The organism is Paenibacillus konkukensis, assembly GCF_023523925.1.
GTDB classification, from domain to species: domain Bacteria; phylum Bacillota; class Bacilli; order Paenibacillales; family NBRC-103111; genus Paenibacillus_S; species Paenibacillus_S doosanensis.
In genome coordinates, this window is sequence record NZ_CP027059.1 from 6606603 (window position 1) to 6625379 (window position 18777).

21 protein-coding genes, 1 pseudogene and 1 riboswitch are annotated in these 18777 nt (G+C 43.3%); of the genes and pseudogenes, 16 read left to right on the top strand and 6 right to left on the bottom strand.

What is annotated here, in order from left to right; translation table 11 throughout:
- Nucleotides 1-17: 17 nt before the first annotated feature.
- The 3 genes from SK3146_RS28665 to SK3146_RS28675 all read right to left on the bottom strand — a co-directional run bounded on the left by SK3146_RS28665 (nucleotide 18) and on the right by SK3146_RS28675 (nucleotide 2371).
- Entirely contained in the window at nucleotides 18-356 is a 339-nt protein-coding gene (locus SK3146_RS28665) for a helix-turn-helix domain-containing protein (RefSeq protein WP_249861974.1), read from the bottom strand.
- Nucleotides 357-647: 291 nt separating this feature from the next.
- On the bottom strand, nucleotides 648-1598 hold the full coding sequence (locus SK3146_RS28670) for a HAMP domain-containing sensor histidine kinase (protein ID WP_249861975.1): 951 nt from the start codon (nucleotides 1596-1598) through the stop codon (nucleotides 648-650).
- Between the two features lie 98 nt (nucleotides 1599-1696).
- A complete protein-coding gene (locus tag SK3146_RS28675; RefSeq protein WP_249861976.1) occupies nucleotides 1697-2371 on the bottom strand; it encodes a response regulator transcription factor in 675 nt (224 codons plus the stop codon).
- 149 nt (nucleotides 2372-2520) lie between these two features.
- Between SK3146_RS28675 and SK3146_RS28680 the strand changes: the two genes are divergently transcribed.
- From SK3146_RS28680 to SK3146_RS28735, 13 genes and pseudogenes are all read left to right on the top strand, one after another.
- Entirely contained in the window at nucleotides 2521-3060 is a 540-nt protein-coding gene (locus SK3146_RS28680) for an ABC transporter ATP-binding protein (protein WP_249861977.1), read from the top strand.
- Between the two features lie 43 nt (nucleotides 3061-3103).
- Nucleotides 3104-3292: a hypothetical protein gene (locus SK3146_RS28685; protein WP_249861978.1), complete on the top strand. Its 189-nt coding sequence runs from the start codon at nucleotides 3104-3106 to the stop codon at nucleotides 3290-3292.
- 126 nt (nucleotides 3293-3418) lie between these two features.
- Nucleotides 3419-3835 (top strand): ABC transporter permease, encoded by a 417-nt coding sequence (locus SK3146_RS28690; protein WP_249861979.1) that lies wholly within the window; start codon nucleotides 3419-3421, stop codon nucleotides 3833-3835.
- Between the two features lie 122 nt (nucleotides 3836-3957).
- Nucleotides 3958-4563, top strand: a complete 606-nt coding sequence (locus tag SK3146_RS28695) for a hypothetical protein (protein ID WP_249861980.1) — start codon at nucleotides 3958-3960, stop codon at nucleotides 4561-4563.
- Between the two features lie 96 nt (nucleotides 4564-4659).
- A complete protein-coding gene (locus tag SK3146_RS35365) occupies nucleotides 4660-5286 on the top strand; it encodes a DUF2269 family protein (RefSeq protein ID WP_434006829.1) in 627 nt (208 codons plus the stop codon).
- 21 nt (nucleotides 5287-5307) lie between these two features.
- A pseudogene (locus tag SK3146_RS28700) lies at nucleotides 5308-5581 on the top strand (phage infection protein); the annotation flags it as partial.
- A gap of 94 nt (nucleotides 5582-5675) precedes the next feature.
- Complete coding sequence (locus tag SK3146_RS28705) at nucleotides 5676-6323, top strand: NAD(P)-dependent oxidoreductase (RefSeq protein ID WP_249861981.1); 648 nt, start codon at nucleotides 5676-5678, stop codon at nucleotides 6321-6323.
- A gap of 82 nt (nucleotides 6324-6405) precedes the next feature.
- Complete coding sequence (locus tag SK3146_RS28710) at nucleotides 6406-7185, top strand: GTP pyrophosphokinase (RefSeq protein WP_249861982.1); 780 nt, start codon at nucleotides 6406-6408, stop codon at nucleotides 7183-7185.
- Between the two features lie 86 nt (nucleotides 7186-7271).
- Nucleotides 7272-8768, top strand: a complete 1497-nt coding sequence (locus SK3146_RS28715) for an MDR family MFS transporter (protein ID WP_249861983.1) — start codon at nucleotides 7272-7274, stop codon at nucleotides 8766-8768.
- Between the two features lie 114 nt (nucleotides 8769-8882).
- Nucleotides 8883-9509: an NAD(P)-dependent oxidoreductase gene (locus SK3146_RS28720; RefSeq protein ID WP_249861984.1), complete on the top strand. Its 627-nt coding sequence runs from the start codon at nucleotides 8883-8885 to the stop codon at nucleotides 9507-9509.
- A gap of 25 nt (nucleotides 9510-9534) precedes the next feature.
- Nucleotides 9535-10680, top strand: a complete 1146-nt coding sequence (locus tag SK3146_RS28725; protein WP_249861985.1) for a metallophosphoesterase — start codon at nucleotides 9535-9537, stop codon at nucleotides 10678-10680.
- A gap of 293 nt (nucleotides 10681-10973) precedes the next feature.
- Nucleotides 10974-11059, top strand: a riboswitch (cyclic di-GMP riboswitch).
- Between the two features lie 88 nt (nucleotides 11060-11147).
- Nucleotides 11148-11843, top strand: coding sequence for a response regulator (locus SK3146_RS28730; RefSeq protein ID WP_249861986.1), 696 nt, complete (start codon nucleotides 11148-11150; stop codon nucleotides 11841-11843).
- 242 nt (nucleotides 11844-12085) lie between these two features.
- Complete coding sequence (locus tag SK3146_RS28735; RefSeq protein WP_249861987.1) at nucleotides 12086-12598, top strand: hypothetical protein; 513 nt, start codon at nucleotides 12086-12088, stop codon at nucleotides 12596-12598.
- Nucleotides 12599-13009: 411 nt separating this feature from the next.
- On the opposite strand, the gene tnpC is transcribed toward SK3146_RS28735, so the two are convergent.
- The 3 genes from tnpC to tnpA form a co-directional block, all read right to left on the bottom strand.
- A complete protein-coding gene (tnpC, locus tag SK3146_RS28740) occupies nucleotides 13010-14584 on the bottom strand; it encodes an IS66 family transposase (protein ID WP_249861988.1) in 1575 nt (524 codons plus the stop codon).
- A gap of 71 nt (nucleotides 14585-14655) precedes the next feature.
- On the bottom strand, nucleotides 14656-15009 hold the full coding sequence (tnpB, locus tag SK3146_RS28745; RefSeq protein ID WP_094051092.1) for an IS66 family insertion sequence element accessory protein TnpB: 354 nt from the start codon (nucleotides 15007-15009) through the stop codon (nucleotides 14656-14658).
- Complete coding sequence (tnpA, locus tag SK3146_RS28750; protein ID WP_094051093.1) at nucleotides 15003-15329, bottom strand: IS66 family insertion sequence element accessory protein TnpA; 327 nt, start codon at nucleotides 15327-15329, stop codon at nucleotides 15003-15005. The genes tnpB and tnpA overlap by 7 nt, the downstream gene beginning before the upstream one ends.
- A 447-nt stretch (nucleotides 15330-15776) precedes the next feature.
- On the opposite strand from tnpA, the gene SK3146_RS28755 reads away from it, so the two are divergent.
- The 3 genes from SK3146_RS28755 (at nucleotide 15777) to SK3146_RS28765 (ending at nucleotide 18714) form a co-directional block, all read left to right on the top strand.
- A complete protein-coding gene (locus tag SK3146_RS28755) occupies nucleotides 15777-16199 on the top strand; it encodes an RNA polymerase sigma factor (RefSeq protein WP_249861989.1) in 423 nt (140 codons plus the stop codon).
- Nucleotides 16200-16417: 218 nt separating this feature from the next.
- A complete protein-coding gene (locus SK3146_RS28760) occupies nucleotides 16418-16822 on the top strand; it encodes a DUF6075 family protein (RefSeq protein ID WP_249861990.1) in 405 nt (134 codons plus the stop codon).
- Nucleotides 16823-16839: 17 nt separating this feature from the next.
- Complete coding sequence (locus SK3146_RS28765) at nucleotides 16840-18714, top strand: C40 family peptidase (RefSeq protein ID WP_249861991.1); 1875 nt, start codon at nucleotides 16840-16842, stop codon at nucleotides 18712-18714.
- The last annotated feature ends 63 nt before the right edge of the window (nucleotides 18715-18777 follow it).

Genomic DNA, 18777 nt, shown 5'->3' on the forward strand with positions numbered 1-18777 from the left:
TGGCCCACACGATTATGTTAATTGTTGTCTTCTTCTGTTAGTAGCGCTTTTAGAATACGGTGAGCCTGACGCTGGCGGGCTTCGTCCTGTTGCAAGAGTAGTAACACACATTCCCATATCCAAGGATTCTCTTGCAAGCTACCTGCTTCATCGCCAAACAGGTCGTGGACAGACATATGTAAACCGGAAGCAATTTTTTCAATCGTATTTAATTTGACATTGATTTCACCGCGTTCCACTTGGGCAAGGTAGTTGCCAGCCATTTCAATACGCTCACCCAACTGCTCTTGTGTCAAATTATGAGCCATTCGATGCAAGCGAATCTTGGCTCCCACGATTTGTGCAAATGTAGCCATACCCAACCACAACCTCTCTCACTTAAAAGTGTAGACTACACTGTGAGATGGGGGGAGAGTCTTAAAAGTTATAGAAGACAATTATAATTATAGTTTTAACTGATAGAACTTTGTGATATATGCATCACTATTTTTTCATGATTATGGTTTAATGTTTTTGGCGTGCATGTCAATGAAAATGACGCGCGGTGAAATGTGGTAAGAGGGGGGATGATCTTGTTTCACAATTGGAATAGGTGAGAGAGGAGGAGCTGCAAAATAGCAGCTTTTCTCCTATAAGATTAAACGGGATTAGGTTAAACTCGGCAATACAATGGTAAACATACTCCCCTTGCCTATCTCACTTTGCACGATTACATCACCGCCGCAAAGTTTTACTATACGTTTTACAAGTGGAAGTCCAAGCCCATATCCTGTTTTTGAATGGGATGTATCTCCTTGATAAAACTTATCGAAAATACGAGCTTTAGACTGTTCGTCCATTCCAGGGCCATCATCTTGAATCACAAACCGAATCTCGTCATTTACGTTTACAAGGGTAATATTTATTAAGCCACCTTGATAGGAAAATTTAATTGCATTATCCAAGAGGTTAAGCCAGATTTGCTGCGTTAAATCTTCGCTTCCAATATAAATGACTTCATCTAGTTCTACATTTACAGTAATCTCTTTTGCAGACCATTTAGGCTCCATTAAAACAATTGTCCTTCTAAGTTGTTCGTCGAGCCTAAATGGAGTTTTATCCACAATAATTTCAAGATTTTCGTATTTTGATAACGTGAGCACATTGGTGGATAGCGCAGCTAAACGTTCTGATTCCGTTATAATAATATCAAGGTACTCTCGACGTTCTTCCTCTGAGAGTTTATTTTCCTTGAGAAGTTTTGCAAAACCGCGTACAGATACGATAGGTGTTTTAAATTCATGTGAAAAGTTGTTGATGAAATCACTTCTCAGAGTTTCAATAGTTGAAAGTTCTTGTGTCATTTTATTAAAACTATGAGAGAGGTCCTCCAATTCACCAATGCCTTTTAAATCTATCTTCACGTTAAAATCACCGTTTGCTACTCTATGAGTAGCATCTATTACTTTGCGGATCGGATTTAGCGCTTTTCTACTGAAAAAAGCTGTAAGTGCTGTTCCAAGCATAATGCAGAGTCCAAAAAGAATAACAATCAGTAATAAGGGGTTATCTTTATTTCCGCCAGGTAGAGATATAATGCCCATTTTCTGTAACAACATAGCGCTTCCACCGATTAATAGAAATGTTACCACCATAACACAGAAAACGAGCAGGACCAGTATTATGGCGAGGTTTACCCTTTTTTCGAAAAATACCCTCATTCTTTCTTCACCACCTTATAACCTAGACCTCGTACTGTAACAATCTCAATCTCTGGCCAATCTTGAAACCTGTTTCGCAAACGGTTGATATGAACATTAAGTGTGTGGTCATCAGTTTCAGACTCCATTCCCCAAATCTCATCCATTAATTGAATACGAGTAAAAATCATGTTTGGATAAGATAGTAGCTTAAATAATAGATAGAACTCTTTTTGTGGAACATTAATAACCTTATCCTCACGAGATACGGTGAGCGCATCATAATCGAGTACAATTTTGCCGACCGTTAGTTTTCGCTCAACAGCAATCTTGGCTCTGCGGAGAAGTGCCCTAATTCTAAGGATCATTTCTTCTTCATCTACAGGTTTCGTCATATAATCATCCGTGCCAACAAGAAACCCCTGTCGCTTGTCCCGTGGCTCTTGCTTGGCTGTTACCATCAAAATCGGTATAGTCCCCCATGACAGTCGGAGCTGTCGGGTCAATTCATAGCCATCTATATTTGGCATCATTAAATCAAGCACTACCAAATCAATGTGCTGCTTTTCCATTAAATGAAGTGCGGCCATGCCATCCTCGGCTCCATATGCTTCAAAGCCGTTCTGTGTCAAGACAGCGCACATTAACTTTCTTGTATTTTTATCATCTTCTACCACTAATATTTTTATCATAATCGTTGGCCTCCAGTAATTCTATTATAGATTAATAAATTATATCTTCAAAAAGTAAACTGAAAATCAATTGGTTATTTCCGTCCAGTTGAGATTCAGTTTACTTTGCCCTGCTACATTATGAATGTACAGAAAACGGAGGAATATTCATGCTAAAACTTAAACTTGAAAATATTAAGAAAACGTATAAAAGCAGTGAAGTTGTTACCGCCTTAAAGGGCATCTCTATTGGATTTCGCGAAAATGAACTTGTTTCTATCCTTGGCCCATCAGGCTGCGGTAAACCCACGCTTCTTAATATTATTGACGGATTAGATCATTATGATAGCAGAGATTTGATAATAAACGGATTATCAACAAAAAAATTCAAGAACAGTAACTGGGATGCTTACCGTAACCACTCTATAGGTTTTGTGTTTCAAAGCTATAATCTGATTGGACATCAAACGGTGTTGCAGAATGTTGAAATCGCAATGACTTTATCTGGCGTGGATGCTTTTGAAAGAAAACGGAGAGCGAAGCACGCTTTAACGGAAGTGGGGCTTGCAGATCATTTGAATAAAAAGCCAAATCAATTGTCCGGTGGCCAGATGCAGCGTGTCGCAATCGCAAGAGCGCTCGTCAATGATCCTGATGAACATTTTAAAGGAAATATCAAAAACACGCCTTGTCATCATGGTTACCCATAACAGTGAACTAGCGGAGGAGTACTCAGACAGAATTATTCGCTTTTTGGACGGTGAAATCCAGTCGGACAATAATTCTGTAATCGAAGCTGAAGTAGCGGAAGTATCCACGCAATCGTCCAAAACACAAAAGAGCGAAATTGCCGCTGCACAAAAAGATTCAGATAAGGATGTTTTGCTTGGTATTCCTTTCACAGACGAAAAGGCAAAGGAAGAAGGCATTATTAACGCTTGAGGCAGTTACCACGCCTACAGGTATCAGTATTTATCCAAAAGATTTTGAAAGCAAAGATAAGATAAAGAATCCCTTGATAAATTCAACAATGGCAAAGAAGACGATGATCAACTGATTTATTCTGATATGGCGGAAACCATTTCTTCCATGATTGGAACATTGCTTAATGCTGTAACGTATGTTTTGACTGGATTTGCGGCTATATCTCTTTTGGTTTCTACAATTATGATCGGAATCATAACGTATGTTTCAGTAATTGAACGCACCAAAGAAATCGGAATCCTTCGTAGTGTGGGTGCACGTAAAAAAGACATTTCAAGGGTATTTAGTGCGGAAACGATGATTATCGGATTTACGGCTGGAATACTTGGGGTAGGTCTTTCTTATCTCATGACAATACCAATTAACTCTATTATCTTCAGTCTTGCAGATATTTCTAGTATTGCAAGCCTTAACCCACTTCATGCGTTAGCACTTGTTGCTGGAAGTATGATACTCACGGATTTGTACCATCCAGAATGGCTGCAAAGAAAGACCCGGTAGTTGCACTTCGCAGTGAATAGTGAAGGCATACAGATGATAACAGGACTTATAGCGTAGCGAGGAGATTGCAATGAGAAAATATATCGGAATAAAGATACATTCTATATACAGGGGGGATCGGCATGATCTTGTCACCATTTTTCCGTAAACTGGCACTCACTTTACACGTGATATCAACAATGATCTGGCTTGGCTCCGCTGCGGCCTATATACCTATAGCGATCTATGTTCTGACAAATCAAGATGTCGAGCTGGTACAATCCGCTATTCAGATCATGTCTTGGATTGTTAATTTTATCATTGTCCCTACGGCTTTTGCATCGCTGCTCACCGGAGTTGCTTTATCGCTTGGCACCCGGTGGGGTTTATTCCGGCATTATTGGATTATATTTAAGCTTTTGTTAACCGTCATAGCTGTTTTTTTCTTGATAGGATACACACGAGGATTAAGCGAAATGGCATCCATAGCATCGAATGTCGACCTTAGTGTTTTACAAGACAGAGAGCACATCGCACACACCATTGGAGGATTGGTGGTTTTGATTGTTGCAACGGTTCTGTCGGTGTACAAACCAAAAGGCATGACTAGGTATGGGTGGCGTAAGCAGTTGGACACAAAAAATGACTCCACACCTTATTCAACACCACGTTGGATAAAAAGGATTGGATTCGCTGCCATTGTCTTGCTCCTGGTAATTGTCGTTTTATTTTTTTTTCAAACAATGTGAATAGATCAGGTTAAAGCAGGATCAATCGTTTGAAATAGGAGGATATTGTAATGGCAAAATATATCGAAATAAAAATACATTCTATATACGGGGGGAATGGATATGACCTTGTCACCATCTTTCCGTAAACTGGTACTCACTTTACACGTCATTTCTACAATGGTATGGCTTGGCTCTGCTGCGGCTTATATACCTGTAGCGATCTATGTTCTAACAAATCAAGATACCGAGATGATACGGTCTGCTATCCAGATCATGTCCTTGGTTGTTAATTTTGTCGTTGTCCCTGTGGCTTTTGCATCGCTGCTCACTGGAGTTGCTTTATCGCTTGGCACGCGGTGGGGTTTGTTCCGCCAATATTGGATTTTAATCAAGCTTTTACTTACTGCTTTTGCAGTATCTATGTTGGTTGCTTACTCAATTGAATTGGGCCACGCAGCGTCTATAGCGGCTCAAACTACATGGTCAAGTACCGACGTTGAAATTTTAAAGGCTCCTATTCACATCACCCATCCAAGCGGAAGTGTGTGTATTGTTCTCGTCGCAACAATCTTGTCGGTGTACAAACCCAAAGGCATGACTAAGTTTGGGTGGCGTAAACAGATGGAATCAAATAATAAAACGGATTCTACACCTTTTTCAAGGCCGCGATGGCTAAAAAGGGTAGGAGTCGCTGCTATCGGTGCATTTTTGTTATTTGTGACGATAATGATAGTTATTTAGGCAATTACGGTGTGAATGTTCGTATCCGTCTTTATCCTACTGCTATTCTTCGGAGCGCCTTTACTTGCATTGGCTCCAGAAATGATGTCTCCATTTTATCGGGATTGGGTATTCTTGGCTACCAATGAGATTTATGATAGAAGGTTTACGGGAACTGTTCTTCTTCAATAAGGAATTATCCTGGAGTATGGTTTCTGTTCAAGTCTGGATTGGAATAGTAAGCATGTTGGTTGTTTTGGGTACTGCTTTCAAAAAGAATAAAGCCAAGGAAGCAGTAACGGATTCTCAATCGTGAAAAATAGAATGATGTGAAATCTGTAAACTCCATACGACAGTGTATCGTATGAAGTTTACAGATCTACTTTTGCCATTAAAGGAGTGGAAGTGTGATGAAAGTATTAGTAATTGGGGCAACTGGTAGAACGGGTCAAGAATTAGTGAAGCAAAGTTTAGAAAAAGGCTACGAGGTAAGAGTTTATGTCAGACGTCCCGAAGCTATAACACTACAAAAGAATTTGACAGTTTTCAAGGGGAATTTAGATGACATTGAATCGTTGACAACAGCGCTCCATGGTGTTGATTCAGTATTAATAGCGCTTGGCAACTCCATATCAAATCGCAATGATAAATTATTTGAATGGGTGATACCAAATTTAATTACAGCAATGAAGGCTGCAAATGTAAAACGAATCGTAAGTTTATCTGCTTTAGGTGTTGGAAGTACATTTGATAATACACGCTATCCTTATCGGTTCGGTGCACGCAGCTTCTTAAAAGGGAATTTTGAAGACCATTTGGCAGGCGAAATCAAATTTAAAGATTCCGGATTAGACTGGACAACGGTTCACCCCGGTCCATTGTTTAATGGAGAGAAAATGGAAAAACCACTTGTACGTGACGCATCAACTGGTTATAAAATGCCTAGAGCACCTCGAACAAATCGCGCAGATGTGGCACAAGTCATGCTTAAAGCATTAGTAGACCCATCCACTTATGGGAAAGAGCTTATCATGGCGTCAACACCGGATAAGAATTAGAAGAATATAGGGTAGGTGTGGGTTCGCTCCACACTTCCTGTTTTGGAGAACTATATAAATGAACTAGGAAGGAGAATTATTTATGGAGCGATATCAGGTAGATCATTTAGACAGATTTAAAAAGGAAATAACTCGATTCATGATGGTGTATAAATTTGCCCTGAATGAAGTGGAAACGAAAATAGATATTTTGAAAGAGGAGTTCCAATTACTTCATGATTATAATCCGATTGAACATACTACCTCTCGATTGAAGTCGCCCAAGAGTATCCTAAAAAAGATTCATCGAAAAGGCGGGGATATTACGTTCGCTAATGTAAGCAATAATGTGAAAGATATTGCCGGAATACGAATTACATGCTCCTTTATTTCTGATATATACCGTATTTGTAATATGTTGCAGCAACAAAGAGATGTGAAAGTTTTAGAAATTAAAGATTATATTAAAGAACCTAAGCCGAATGGTTATCAGAGTCTTCATCTGCTTATCAAAATTCCTGTTTTTATGTCGGACAGGGAAGAGCAAGTAAATGTGGAGATTCAAATCCGAACGATTGCAATGGATTTTTGGGCGAGTTTGGAGCACAAGATCTATTATAAATACAACGCCTCTGTCCCTCCGCACCTTCTTCGGGAATTGAAAGAAGCTGCTGATACGGCAACAGCATTGGACAAAAAAATGGAACGTATTCACAACGAAATAGAAGTATTAAAAGGAGAACGTAGAGAGAATTTTGAGGAAGAAGCAATTCAACTGGAAATTAATAACCGGAGGGTTATCATTCCTGAATTTTTACTTAGTATGATTAATTCTGATGATGCTTTGGATCTTGACAGAAAAGCATTTCAAGGAAATGTCTGAGGAAAAGCAACGTTGTCAGTTTTATCTAAGAAGGTTTAAGTTGGAGCATTCGGGATCGTTAATAAAATTTGAAAGGAAGTTTCCACATGAGTAAAAGCACCACTTCCGCTGGATCTGCTCAAAGCGTTTCACTTAAATCACTCATTGGACCTTTAATGGCAGTCGTACTGGGAATGTTTATGGTAATTCTCGATACTACAGCTGTTAACGTCGCTATACCTGGGCTGCTAGATTATTTTGACACTGAAGTCTCGACTATGCAATGGGCTATCACCGGCTATACCCTTGCCTTGTCCGCCGTCATACCGTTAGCAGGTTGGATGACGGACCGGTTCGGGGCTAAACGTATTTTCCTGATCACTATCGGATTATTCACACTAGGCTCCGCGCTTTGTTCATTGGCGGCTTCACCAGAGCAATTAGTCCTTTTCCGGATCATTCAAGGTCTTGGTGGCGGTATGATCGCTCCAATCGGTTTTGCTATGGTCTTTAGGCTTGCTCCGGAAGGGAGCCGAGGTGCATTAATGGGAATGCTTGGCGTTCCAATGCTTCTGGCTCCTGCCATCGGCCCAATCCTGTCAGGGTGGCTTATGGAATATGCGACATGGCACTGGATTTTCCTGATTAATATACCCATAGGAATCATCGCAATATTCGTAGGTATCCGTTATTTGCAGAATTTCGAGCGTAAAGCTGTTCCTGCGTTGGATTATTTGGGGATGATCCTTGGCCCTACTGCATTCGTCATGCTGGCATATGGTGTTAGTGAAGGGGGACATAGTTGGACCTCCACACAAACCATAACCGGGTTGTCCATCGGCGGGATTGCCCTGCTATTGTTCATCATCGTTGAACTGAGACAAAAAGAGCCGCTTCTGGAGCTTCGGGTATTCCGCTCTTCTGATTTCTCAAGGGGAATTCTGATTGCATGGATGTTGCAGATTGCATTATTTGGTGCTATGGTTCTCATTCCGTTGTACTTTCAGACTGTAAGTGGCTACGGACCATTGAAAACAGGGCTGGTCATGTTGCCTCAAGCGCTTGCCTCAGCCTTCATGATGCCTATCGGCGGAAGGCTGTTTGATAAAATAGGCGCGCGACCGTTGGCTGTGTCAGGACTCGGCCTCATTACGACAGCACTCGTCATGCTTTCGCAGATTACTCAGGATACAAGCCTGACTTACATCATTTTCAGTTTGGTTATGGTAGGAGCAGGCAGTGGTCTGTCGATGATGGCCCTCAATACCCACGTGCTTCAATCCGCACCTTTAAGGCTGGTAAACCGCGTAACTCCGTTGACGACAGCAGCTCAGCAAGTTATGGTTTCCTTCGCCGTAGCAGGTTTGACCGGCTATCTTACTTCACAGTTGGCTGATCATATGAAGGAATCCGGAGGAATCGATCCAATTGGCTCAGCAGTAGCTGCGTACGGCGACACCTTCTTAGTCGCGGCAGGTATTGCTTGCGCAGGGGCCTTGCTTGGACTTATTCTCCGCAGGCCGAAGCCGCAGTTGGGCGATAAAGACGGCGATGAGGGTGCAGAAGTGGAGAACGCAAATGCCGGTGCGATGATGGGGCACTAACCCTAGTAAGCAATACGATCTAAGAGTCATAATTCAAAGGGCAACTTATTGGTGGTTGTTGTCAACTAATAATGAATTGCCCTTGTAAGACAAGTCTAGGGAGGGGTGAAAAATATGAACCTGCTTATTCTTGGAGCGACCGGGCCAACAGGCCGATATGTTGTGGATCGCGCTCTACAATCAGGTGACACGATTACAGTTCTCGCTAGGCGGCCGGAAGCGTTAGCTGATTTGAAAGATAAAATTAAAGTTGTTGTTGGCGACGCAACGTCAAAAAATGACTTGGTAAAAGCCATGATGGGGCAAGATGCGGTGATTGCGACGCTCGGCAGAGGCAAATCAATTCGTTCAAATGACTTATTTACTAGCGCAGCCAGAGCCATTGTCAATGCAGCCAAACAAGCAGGCGTATCCCGCCTGGTATGGCTGTCATCTTTTGGTGTTGGTAATACAATCCAAAACGCGACCATCGTACAAAAATTCATGTATAGGACTCTTTTACGCGATCTCTACGTCAACAAGGAATCTTCGGAAAAAATAATTCGGGGAAGCAAGTTAAACTGGACAATAGTTTATCCTACTGCATTAATGAACGGACCAGCCAAGGGAATGTATCAGGTGAAGGAGCGTATCAAGATGAAAGGAGCTCCTAGAATTCGCCGAGCGGATGTTGCGGATTTTATGCATAAGGCAGCATACAGCGATGAATGGAGCTACCGTCATGCCGTTATAACAGACTGAGGCTTGCAAGGAGATGGGGGAGAACATGAGTAAAATTGCTATCATATTTGGTGTTACAGCCATCTTATCTTTTTACGGGGGTTCTAATTTCTATATAGGGAGGAAGTTATTCCATTGGCTCAAATGGCTTTTTCCACAAATCAATGGAACGATTTATACAGTGATCTATGTTTTATTCGCTTTGTCGATGGTCATAGCTATTTTACCGCTCCCCTCTGCAATTAAAGGAATAATGAGTTGGTTTGGGTCCTATTGGATGGGCATTTTTATCTATTTACTCATCTTCTTTTTAGTCGCGGATTTGGTTATCTTACTCGGGAGCGTAGTAAAGTTTATGCCTAGACCTATCCCGCAAAGTGTTCACTTTTATACAAGCCTAGCGGCTATATTGTTAACTGTCGGTTTTGTTAGTTATGGCATCTATAACGCAACTCAAGTCAAAAACGTTTCCTACGATATTCAAACGAAAGAAGCGGTTTTGTCGCCAAACATGAAAATAGTCCTCATAAGTGATTTGCATTTAGGGGCCGTAAATTCCGAAAAACGCCTTGAAAGCATTGTGAAAAATATAAATAGCCTTGAACCTGATCTTATTTGTATAGCTGGGGATATTTTTAATGACGATTATGACGCTATACAAAATCCCGAACAAGCAATTGATTTGTTTAAAAGTATGAAGGCGACCTACGGCGTATATGGAACTCTTGGGAACCATGATGGTGGAAAAACATTTGACAAGATGATTGAATTTCTTAAGCGAAGCAACATAGAACTCCTTAATGATGAGTATGTAATTGTCGATGGGCGGCTAGTTTTGTTCGGCCGAGTAGACCCTTCGCCGATTGGCGGTTTTGGCGAATTGACAAGAAAAGATGTGACAGAACTAATATCATCACTGGATACGAATCTACCGCTTGTCGTAATGGATCATACACCCTCCAAGCTTGAACAATATAACGAAAAGGTTGATTTAGTGCTTTCTGGTCATACGCACAGAGGACAAATATTTCCAGGTAACTTAATAACAAATGCTGTCTTTGAAGTAGACTATGGACATTATCAAAAGAGTGCTGACAGTCCACACATTATTGTGTCATCGGGTGTAGGGACTTGGGGAATGCCAATGCGAGTCGGTTCAAATAATGAAATTGTAGCTATTAATTTACATTAGAAATGATGTTATGTAGTTGACCCAATCCCAGTTGAGGTGATTTTCGAACCATAGCGGGAACACTTCCATTCCATTGTCGCAGTATAGGTGTTCCCGTTAAAAATATTTGATTTTGGTCAAACAGGTTTCTTGAATCTCCAGAAGACTGGTCAAAAAAGCTTCGATGCTGCCGGGTAAATGCGAGAGCATTATCCTTCTCACACGTGGAAATTTGATTGAGAGGTCGAGAGAAAATTGAGCGCTATTGTCTGTAGTTAGCCATTGGAAGGCAAGGGCAGGATGAATTAATATAAACAGGAAAATGGCAAACCAGCTCGAAAGACTGGGACGCAAAGCCACGGGTCTTCTGCATATGTGCAATGATCGCCGGGCTGCCCTCTTAAAGTCAAAATTAGGCGAGACACGACCATTGAGGGGACGTGTTTTTTTGTCATTTTCCGTAATAAGTTTAGGGGTGATGATGACAAATGGGAAATTCAAAAGCCTATCCAATTGAGATTGAGAATTTGATGCGGCAGAGAGCCAATAGTATAGAGGTACTATTAGTAGATAGCGACCCATCTTGGCAACAGCGTATCGTTACATTAATTGATGCTGAACAGGATATGAAAGTATCGTGGACTGTTTCGACAGAGGAAATGGCGATTCGAGCGGGATTACAATTAGATGTAGATGTCATGATTCTGGATGTTTCGCTATCCGAGGGACTGGAAGTGGTGGTGGAAATTCTACGTAAAAAAACATTACCTATTATTGTTCTTACATCGCTAAATGATAGAGAAGTAATTATTGACGCCATTTTATCGGGAGCAACAAATTACATTACAAAAGAAAATTACATTGATATTCTGAAAGCTATCAGAGAAGCGTATTATGACAAACCTTCCCTACATGCGGATGCTGTAAAAGTCCTGCGAAACGAAATAGAGCTTATAAAGCGAAAAGAACTACATTGTATGCTCACACCCGCGGAAAGAGATATTCTTAAACTAATCGGTTGGGGCTACAGTCAACCAATCATTAGAGATTTGCTTGGTATTACATCAAATACAATGAAATCTCATGTGCGTAATATCAATCGTAAATTTAACGCGCGTACAATTCGAGAAGCAGCTCGCAAGGCAGAACGTAGGGGACTTTATGATCGCCAATATGCTACTTAAAATGATGTGGCAAGATTCGAGAAACTTCGACAAAAGCAAGAAATCGGTGTCATAAAAAGATCACCCTACTCAACTATATGTTTTATAGGTAAAATGAAGGGTATAGACAGGAAGAAAAGGGAGGAATCTACTGAAATCAAAGGGGATGGAGGGTAAAAAGAATCAATTTTCATAGTCGAAAAGTAGTAACTGTTGATTATTAACGAGACCACTCCTAAATAAAAGGTTAAGGAGACGATATTATGGCTCGAAAAGAAACGGAGAGTGAACTGTGTTCGACTGTTGTTGGGACTAATGTGCGATTCAAGCAGGTTACCCCTTTAGTTGAGGTAGAAACATGGCTTATGTCTTATAACGAGTGGAAGGCACGATTAGAATATTTACAAGTTGAACTTTCCCATATCCCGGAGTTAACGAGAACATTGCATTTAATAGCGACCCGTAACTATACCCAAAAACAAGAGACTGTATTGCGAACTGTTATGCGACGAATGGAAATTACGGAATATGAGATTCCGCTATTATTATCCAAAATCGGTCTGATCGACTACGCTTTCACGGCTCTGACCCCGGAAGAAAGTTTATTCGTTCGGCTGCGGTATTTGGAAAAGCTGACATCTACAGAAGTCGGGAATCGACTTGTTCTTTCACGTCGTACGTTTTTCTATCATCGAAAGCGAATATTAAATAAAATATATCTAAAAATAAAGGATCGGACGTTTTTGTTGGAGCTTGACTCATTAGAAGAAGCTTGAGACTAATGTTTAGAAGATGCTTGCACTTCTTTTTTTTGGTTCGGAGTAGAAACCTTGAGGTTCTTATAGCCCGCTTTCTTTGCACTTCCGATGACATTATTATATCAGACATAATAAACTCTGAAAATAGAGAATTTGTTGTATGTTAAATAATATTACTACATCATATAAACTTGAAACATGTGATGGTTGATTGAAATTACATTGCACTGTATTTGCTCTTATTTTGCACATAGTATGCATCCTACCTGCACTTATTTCATGATACGATTGTAATGTAGAAATAGTGAAGGACAGCCTCAATCAGTGGCTGTCTTTTTTTGTGCTTATCTTTTGTTTAACGTCCACTTTATATGTAAGCGTCAAATAGCCCCCACCTTGAGATCAGTGGGAGCTGGCGTAGGCTAAGTATTAAGACTGATGCATTCGGCACGTGTTCGGCAACGATTGCGACCAAGGCATATACGGCTCCAGCGTTTGCGGATCTAGCGGTCCGGCCAGTTGCGGTAGTTGCTCGAAGAGATACTTCAAGTAGTCGTAGGGACGAAGTCCGTTTTCCTTGGCTGATTCGATGACGCTGTAGATGGCCGCACTCGCCTTCGCGCCGCGTGGCGTGTTGGCAAACAGCCAGTTCTTGCGTCCGATTACAAATGGCTTGATCGAACGCTCGCTTCGATTGTTGTCAAGCTCCAATCGTCCATCTGCAAGGAAAGCCGTCAACTTCTCCCACTGGTTCAGGCTGTAGGTGATCGCCTGCCCAAGCAAGCTCTTAGGCAATGTTCGGGAACGTTGCTGTTTCAGCCATGCGAAATACGCCTCCACGATGGGACGGCTTCGTTCCTGACGAGCGGCATGGCGCTTGTCAGGCGCAACTTCTTTTAGCTCGCGCTCAATGGCAAAGAGCTGATTGCAGTAAGCCAGCCCTTGTCCTGATGCCGTCTCGGCCCCCCGCGCTTCCGGCGGTGCGGCCTTGAGCGCCTCATCGTACTTGCGGCGCGCATGCGCCCAACAACCGACCAGCGTGACGCCCGCGACCTTGTGATAACCCGGATAGCCGTCTACATGCAGGTAGCCTTTGAATCCAGACAGGAAATTACGGGGATGCTCCCCGCCTCGGGTGCGCTGGTACTCATAGAGTACGGCCGGAGCGACTCCGCTCCCGGTCCGGTACAGCCACAAATAGGAAGTGGACTCTGCCGACTTGCCTTCTTCGCGTAAAACTTGCAACGTCGTCTCATCCGCATGCAGCACTTCTTGCTTGAGCAGATGGACTTTCATCGCGGCGAAGATGGGCGTCAGCCACTGCTCGGCACCATAAATCATCCAGTTCGCCATCGTCTGTCGGGACAGTGTATACCCAAGCCGCGCATAGATCTGTTCCTGTCGATAGAGCGGCAAGCCGTCTACGTATTTCTGGCATAGCACATGGGATAGGATGGACGGCGAAGCCAAACTGCCGGGATACACGGGCTTTGGCATCGACGCCGTAACGATGGGCGTGTGGATTTCTTCACGCTCGCAGCGGCGGCAGGCATACACCTGTCGGACATGCCGAACTACCTTGATTTGCGGCGGCACGATGGCAATCTCACTGCGCGTCTCGGTCGTCATCTCGTGAAGCGCTCCACCGCAGCATGCGCATACCTGCTCGTCTTCCGCAAGGGTGTACGTTACCGTCTCAACCGGCAGATGCTCTAGGTCCGCTTCGCGTTTGCCCGTCGTCTTACGGCGCTCATACGTCACCTTTTCCATGGGCGGCTCTTGGCCTGCCGGCGTAGCCAGCACTTCCGCTTCGTTGAACAGATTCAGTTCAATCTGATCCAGGTTTGTCTTCTCGCTGGAAGCACCGAAACGCTTCTGCTGCGCAAGACGGAACTGCTCCTCGTACCATTTGAGCTTGGCGGACAGCTCCGCAATTTGCTGTTCCTGCTTGGCGTTTTGCTGTTGAAGTTGTTCTAGAGTAAGGGATTCCGGTCGATTCTCCATACGCTATGATTTCGATACGGATGCCCCGATGCCTGCCTGCACATATGTCGATTTGACGAAGGAATAGATTGCTAAATGATGGTGGTGGCGGCCACTTTCGGGTGAGCCTGTCGCTGGCTGAGCGAAAGTCCGTCCAGCAGCCAGCGGAGCTCGCGAGTTGTGACCGTTACCGGATCGCCGTGATCCCTGGGCCACTGGAACGTACCGCGCTCGAGTCTACGGTAGAACAGCCAGAAACCGTTATGCTCCCAGTATAAGATTTTTAATTTGTTACGCTCGCGGTTGCAAAAGACGAACAGGCATGCAGAGAATGGGTTCAGCCCGAGTCCCTCTTGGACGAGTGCGGCCAATCCGTCGATGGATTTTCGTAAATCCGTGCTGCCACAGGCCAGGTAAACTTGCCGTGTCGTCAGTTCGCTTAGCATACGTCCTCCAATGCTTGCACGACATTGCGAAGCAAGGCGGGATTGAATCCGGCGTCGACCTCGATGACGGCTGCGCCGATCTTGATGCGAAGACAAGCGGATGATTTGGGTTCCGGCTCAGGAGTAACCACAGCTTTGACGAAAGTGGTTGGCTTGGCAGTAGTGACAACGGTAGATGAACCGCCTAGTCTTTTCATCCAAGTGTAAAGCCCGCGACGATCCACCTGATTGGCTTTGCACCATTTTACTGCTTTTTCTCCGCTGGCACGGAAAGCGGCAATTCGTTCTTCCCATTTCTTCTGTACATCTTCTCTGGCCATAAAATATCCTCCCCGAATTGATTCTGAGGAGGATTATCTCATGGTTGCTGCAAAGAACGAAGGTGGGTAGGGTTTGACGCTTACCTTTATATTTATGATTTTCTTTTGTTAGAAGTTGTCGTAACCGTCATGATGTTAAAATTAACCATTTGACGACACCAACATTAACAAAATTGCTATCCATCTCACGAGGTGTTGCCATGTGAGAATGGAGCTGATATTGATGTCTCCCAACCATGTATAGCATTAAGCAAGGATTTAATTATGTTTCATTGAATGGAATACAATCCACTTTAGGCCTGGCCACATTTGAGTGCTTTTCTACTCAATGGCGAGGCCTTTTTTATTTCTATTATAGCCTTCAGAATGCTTTGAAATATAGCGTTGGCTGTCGCTCGCCTCCTTCCGTTTTGGTTGCTCACAAAAACCAAAACGGAGGGGAAATATATGAAAGTAAAGGTTAACTTGCGCGAAATCTATCCTTATTACAAAACTGATATTTGGGTAGAAGTGGAGGAAGAAGTGGCGCGCGATCTTCGACAATTTGATTTAAATGAAAACGCATATAACTTGCGGCGGTATCGGAATAAGGCTTATTTCTCCTTAGATCGAGAAGATGGAATCGAACAAGAAGCCCTGCAAGGTTCTGCCTCACCTGAAGAACTACTGATGCAAAAGGTTTCCAGTGAGGAGTTGTACACAGCGCTTTGTCAATTGCCGGACAAATGGGTTCAACGCATCTATGCGCATTATATGATGGGGATGTCTAAAGTTGCGATAGCGCGGTCGGAGCAAGTTGATGAGAGCACGGTACGTAAATCCATCGAACGAGGGCTTAAACAGTTGGAGCGGTTGCTGCAATCCGAATAATGAAGTAATTAATCAAACAGATTCTACATGTGGGACTGTCGCTTTTTGTGGCAGTCCTTTTTCTTTGCTTGAATGAACAGTAACATGCAGTAAGTTATTTTTTTGTTTTCGGCACTTGAGTACCCGATTTGGACTTCGAAATGAAAGGGCTAGTGAAGGCTCGTCATTTTTAGTAGCTATATTGCTGTACAAATCATTTTGAAAGGAGAAATTGCATAATGTCTACTTTATTCCGTGATGCTGAACATGAAAGCTTCTATTATCATATGTTAGCTGAACGTCAATGTACAGATAGTTACCATCGAGCATTGTTCTATACTTTGGGAATATCGAAAGATACGCGTGCGCATATCCATGACGTATTCGATTTTGCGAGCGGTGGTATTAAACCGGAAGGTCTGTCAGCTTCCTGGCAAACCGGAAGCTCTATCCGCACTTGCCGCTTGGCGTTCAATCTCTGGAATGGGTGGAGCCAGGTTGGAGAGGAACGCTATTCAACCCCGCATGAACTTTTTGATTGCGGTTTTGCCCCTTACTTTTTTGAAGCGATACGCCTCCGTTATCCCGATTATTGCAGAAATCAAGCCCCTTCTTTCAGGCCCAAAGCTGAACGTAGTCGTTAAGGTGAGGAGGGATTTCTTTGAAAAAAATAAAAACCAGAATGACAATTAAGTCAATCAAACGGATAAACAAGCATGCTCGTTTGCTTAAACGAACTATATCTGAAAGGAGTAGAAGGACCCGATACAAGGAGCATGAAAACACTGGTTCTTCCTTCGAGCAGATACAGGATCGTAACCAGACGAACATGCAAGAAGCGGTAAACAGCGCAGTACGTGTCTCAAAGGGGGCTGTGGTAACAATCGGCAAGCGGTGGCGTCATCGTTACCGAGTTCGTCAGTCTCATCAACATGTTGATTTAGGTTTACGGCCAATTACGCACATCAAATTACGGCGTGGGGTAACTAAAGGGCTTCAACCTCAAATAGCTAGGCGAAAACGTCGCTCTTCCTCTGTAAAGGTGATAGACCGACAAAAGTCGAGGACTCAACCAGCCGGAAAAACAAAATGGTTTACACATGCAGGAGCTAAAACCACAATTGACAATAACGGAAAAACGAAAGGAAATACGCCGCGGCGGAAGAATACATCTTCGGCTGCTTCTCCTTTTTCGGGAATGAAAATGAAAGGAAATGTCCGTCAAAGGCGGACTCTGAAAGTTGTATCGCGTACCCTAAAGTCAAGCCGTTCCTTCGGTCGGGATGGAGGCCAGAATCAAAGAGAGGATAAGCGCTCATCTTCTCAACAGCAGAGAGCCTTGCAAACTGCCGTCCAATTGCGGCGTTCGATACAATGGTCGCGAACTGCTGCTCAAATGAATCTACGTATGATAAAAATGCTTGTCAGAGCGGTAGTTTTACTGATTAAAGGACTATCGACACTTCTGGGGATCAGCAGTACCGTTATCATTCTGTTATGCATAGTCATGATCATCGCGGCACTTGTATCATCCCCATTTGGAATCTTTGTTGCAGATGAAAATACAGAACCCGGTACACAGAAACTTGCTTTGATAGTAGAGGAAGTTGACGTCCAATTTTCAACTCAATTGGAACATGTGCGTCAGGCAGCCGGAGACATAGATCGAGTGGAAATCTCTTATGTGGGTAGCGCGGACAACACACGCATTGATAATTGGCCGGACGTACTGGCCGTTTTCGCTGTCAAAACGTCAACAAACACAGCGGGATTCGATGTGGTAACTATGGATAGACAGAGGGTGGAACTGTTGCAAGCGGTCTTTTGGGATATGAATCAGATTGATTCACATATCGAAACACTGGAGCATACAAAGATTGTCTCTGTTGAACAGGATGATGGAAGCATAGAAGAACAACCGATGACGGAATACGAACGCATCTTGCAACTGTCGATTATTGCTCGAACGGCAGAGCAGCAAGCTGCACACTACAATTTCTCTAATGAACAGATCAATTTAGTGGAAGAACTGTTGTCGGCAGAGTTTCGGCCCATGATGTTTGCGTTACTTGGCAAGGATGAGAGTGTGGGCTTGTCATCAGAACAGCTTGAAGTGATCCGAACAGACCTTCCTGCCGGAGTGCTTGGAAGCCAGGCCGTCGAGTTGGCGTTGACTCGGTTGGGAGATCCCTACAGCCAGCCCAAAGCAGGACAAGCAAACTACACAGATTGCAGTTACCTTGTGCAGTGGGTATATCGGCAGCTAGACGTTACTTTGCCAAGAACTGCGGCAGAGCAGGCACGGTTTATTATGGAAAACGGATTGACTCTCAATTCCAATGAATTAATACCCGGAGATTTAATTTTCTGGAGCTACGAACAAAACGGGCGATTTATGGATATTACGCATGTCGGCATCTATGCCGGTAACGGCAAGGTCGTTGATGCTTCATCCAGTCGGTTACAGGTTGTTTATCGGAATGTGTTCGATGCTAATCTTCAAGTGCTTTACGGAAGACCCTACTTTCAATCGTAGTTAATTGAGAGCCGCTATTCGTCCGAATAGCGGCTCTTTTGCATTGTTTGGAGTTAATAGCGA

Excerpts from the sequence above, each read along its gene's own strand:
- SK3146_RS28665 (WP_249861974.1), bottom strand. The coding sequence starts at position 356 with ATGGCTACATTTGCACAAATCGTGGGAGCCAAGATTCGCTTGCATCGA.
- SK3146_RS28670 (WP_249861975.1), bottom strand. The coding sequence starts at position 1,598 with ATGTTGTTACAGAAAATGGGCATTATATCTCTACCTGGCGGAAATAAA.
- SK3146_RS28675 (WP_249861976.1), bottom strand. The coding sequence starts at position 2,371 with ATGATAAAAATATTAGTGGTAGAAGATGATAAAAATACAAGAAAGTTA.
- SK3146_RS28680 (WP_249861977.1), top strand. The coding sequence starts at position 2,521 with ATGCTAAAACTTAAACTTGAAAATATTAAGAAAACGTATAAAAGCAGT.
- SK3146_RS28690 (WP_249861979.1), top strand. The coding sequence starts at position 3,419 with ATGGCGGAAACCATTTCTTCCATGATTGGAACATTGCTTAATGCTGTA.
- SK3146_RS28695 (WP_249861980.1), top strand. The coding sequence starts at position 3,958 with ATGATCTTGTCACCATTTTTCCGTAAACTGGCACTCACTTTACACGTG.
- SK3146_RS35365 (WP_434006829.1), top strand. The coding sequence starts at position 4,660 with ATGGATATGACCTTGTCACCATCTTTCCGTAAACTGGTACTCACTTTA.
- SK3146_RS28705 (WP_249861981.1), top strand. The coding sequence starts at position 5,676 with ATGAAAGTATTAGTAATTGGGGCAACTGGTAGAACGGGTCAAGAATTA.
- SK3146_RS28710 (WP_249861982.1), top strand. The coding sequence starts at position 6,406 with ATGGAGCGATATCAGGTAGATCATTTAGACAGATTTAAAAAGGAAATA.
- SK3146_RS28715 (WP_249861983.1), top strand. The coding sequence starts at position 7,272 with ATGAGTAAAAGCACCACTTCCGCTGGATCTGCTCAAAGCGTTTCACTT.
- SK3146_RS28720 (WP_249861984.1), top strand. The coding sequence starts at position 8,883 with ATGAACCTGCTTATTCTTGGAGCGACCGGGCCAACAGGCCGATATGTT.
- SK3146_RS28725 (WP_249861985.1), top strand. The coding sequence starts at position 9,535 with ATGAGTAAAATTGCTATCATATTTGGTGTTACAGCCATCTTATCTTTT.
- SK3146_RS28730 (WP_249861986.1), top strand. The coding sequence starts at position 11,148 with ATGGGAAATTCAAAAGCCTATCCAATTGAGATTGAGAATTTGATGCGG.
- SK3146_RS28735 (WP_249861987.1), top strand. The coding sequence starts at position 12,086 with ATGGCTCGAAAAGAAACGGAGAGTGAACTGTGTTCGACTGTTGTTGGG.
- tnpC (WP_249861988.1), bottom strand. The coding sequence starts at position 14,584 with ATGGAGAATCGACCGGAATCCCTTACTCTAGAACAACTTCAACAGCAA.
- tnpB (WP_094051092.1), bottom strand. The coding sequence starts at position 15,009 with ATGCTAAGCGAACTGACGACACGGCAAGTTTACCTGGCCTGTGGCAGC.
- tnpA (WP_094051093.1), bottom strand. The coding sequence starts at position 15,329 with ATGGCCAGAGAAGATGTACAGAAGAAATGGGAAGAACGAATTGCCGCT.
- SK3146_RS28755 (WP_249861989.1), top strand. The coding sequence starts at position 15,777 with ATGAAAGTAAAGGTTAACTTGCGCGAAATCTATCCTTATTACAAAACT.
- SK3146_RS28760 (WP_249861990.1), top strand. The coding sequence starts at position 16,418 with ATGTCTACTTTATTCCGTGATGCTGAACATGAAAGCTTCTATTATCAT.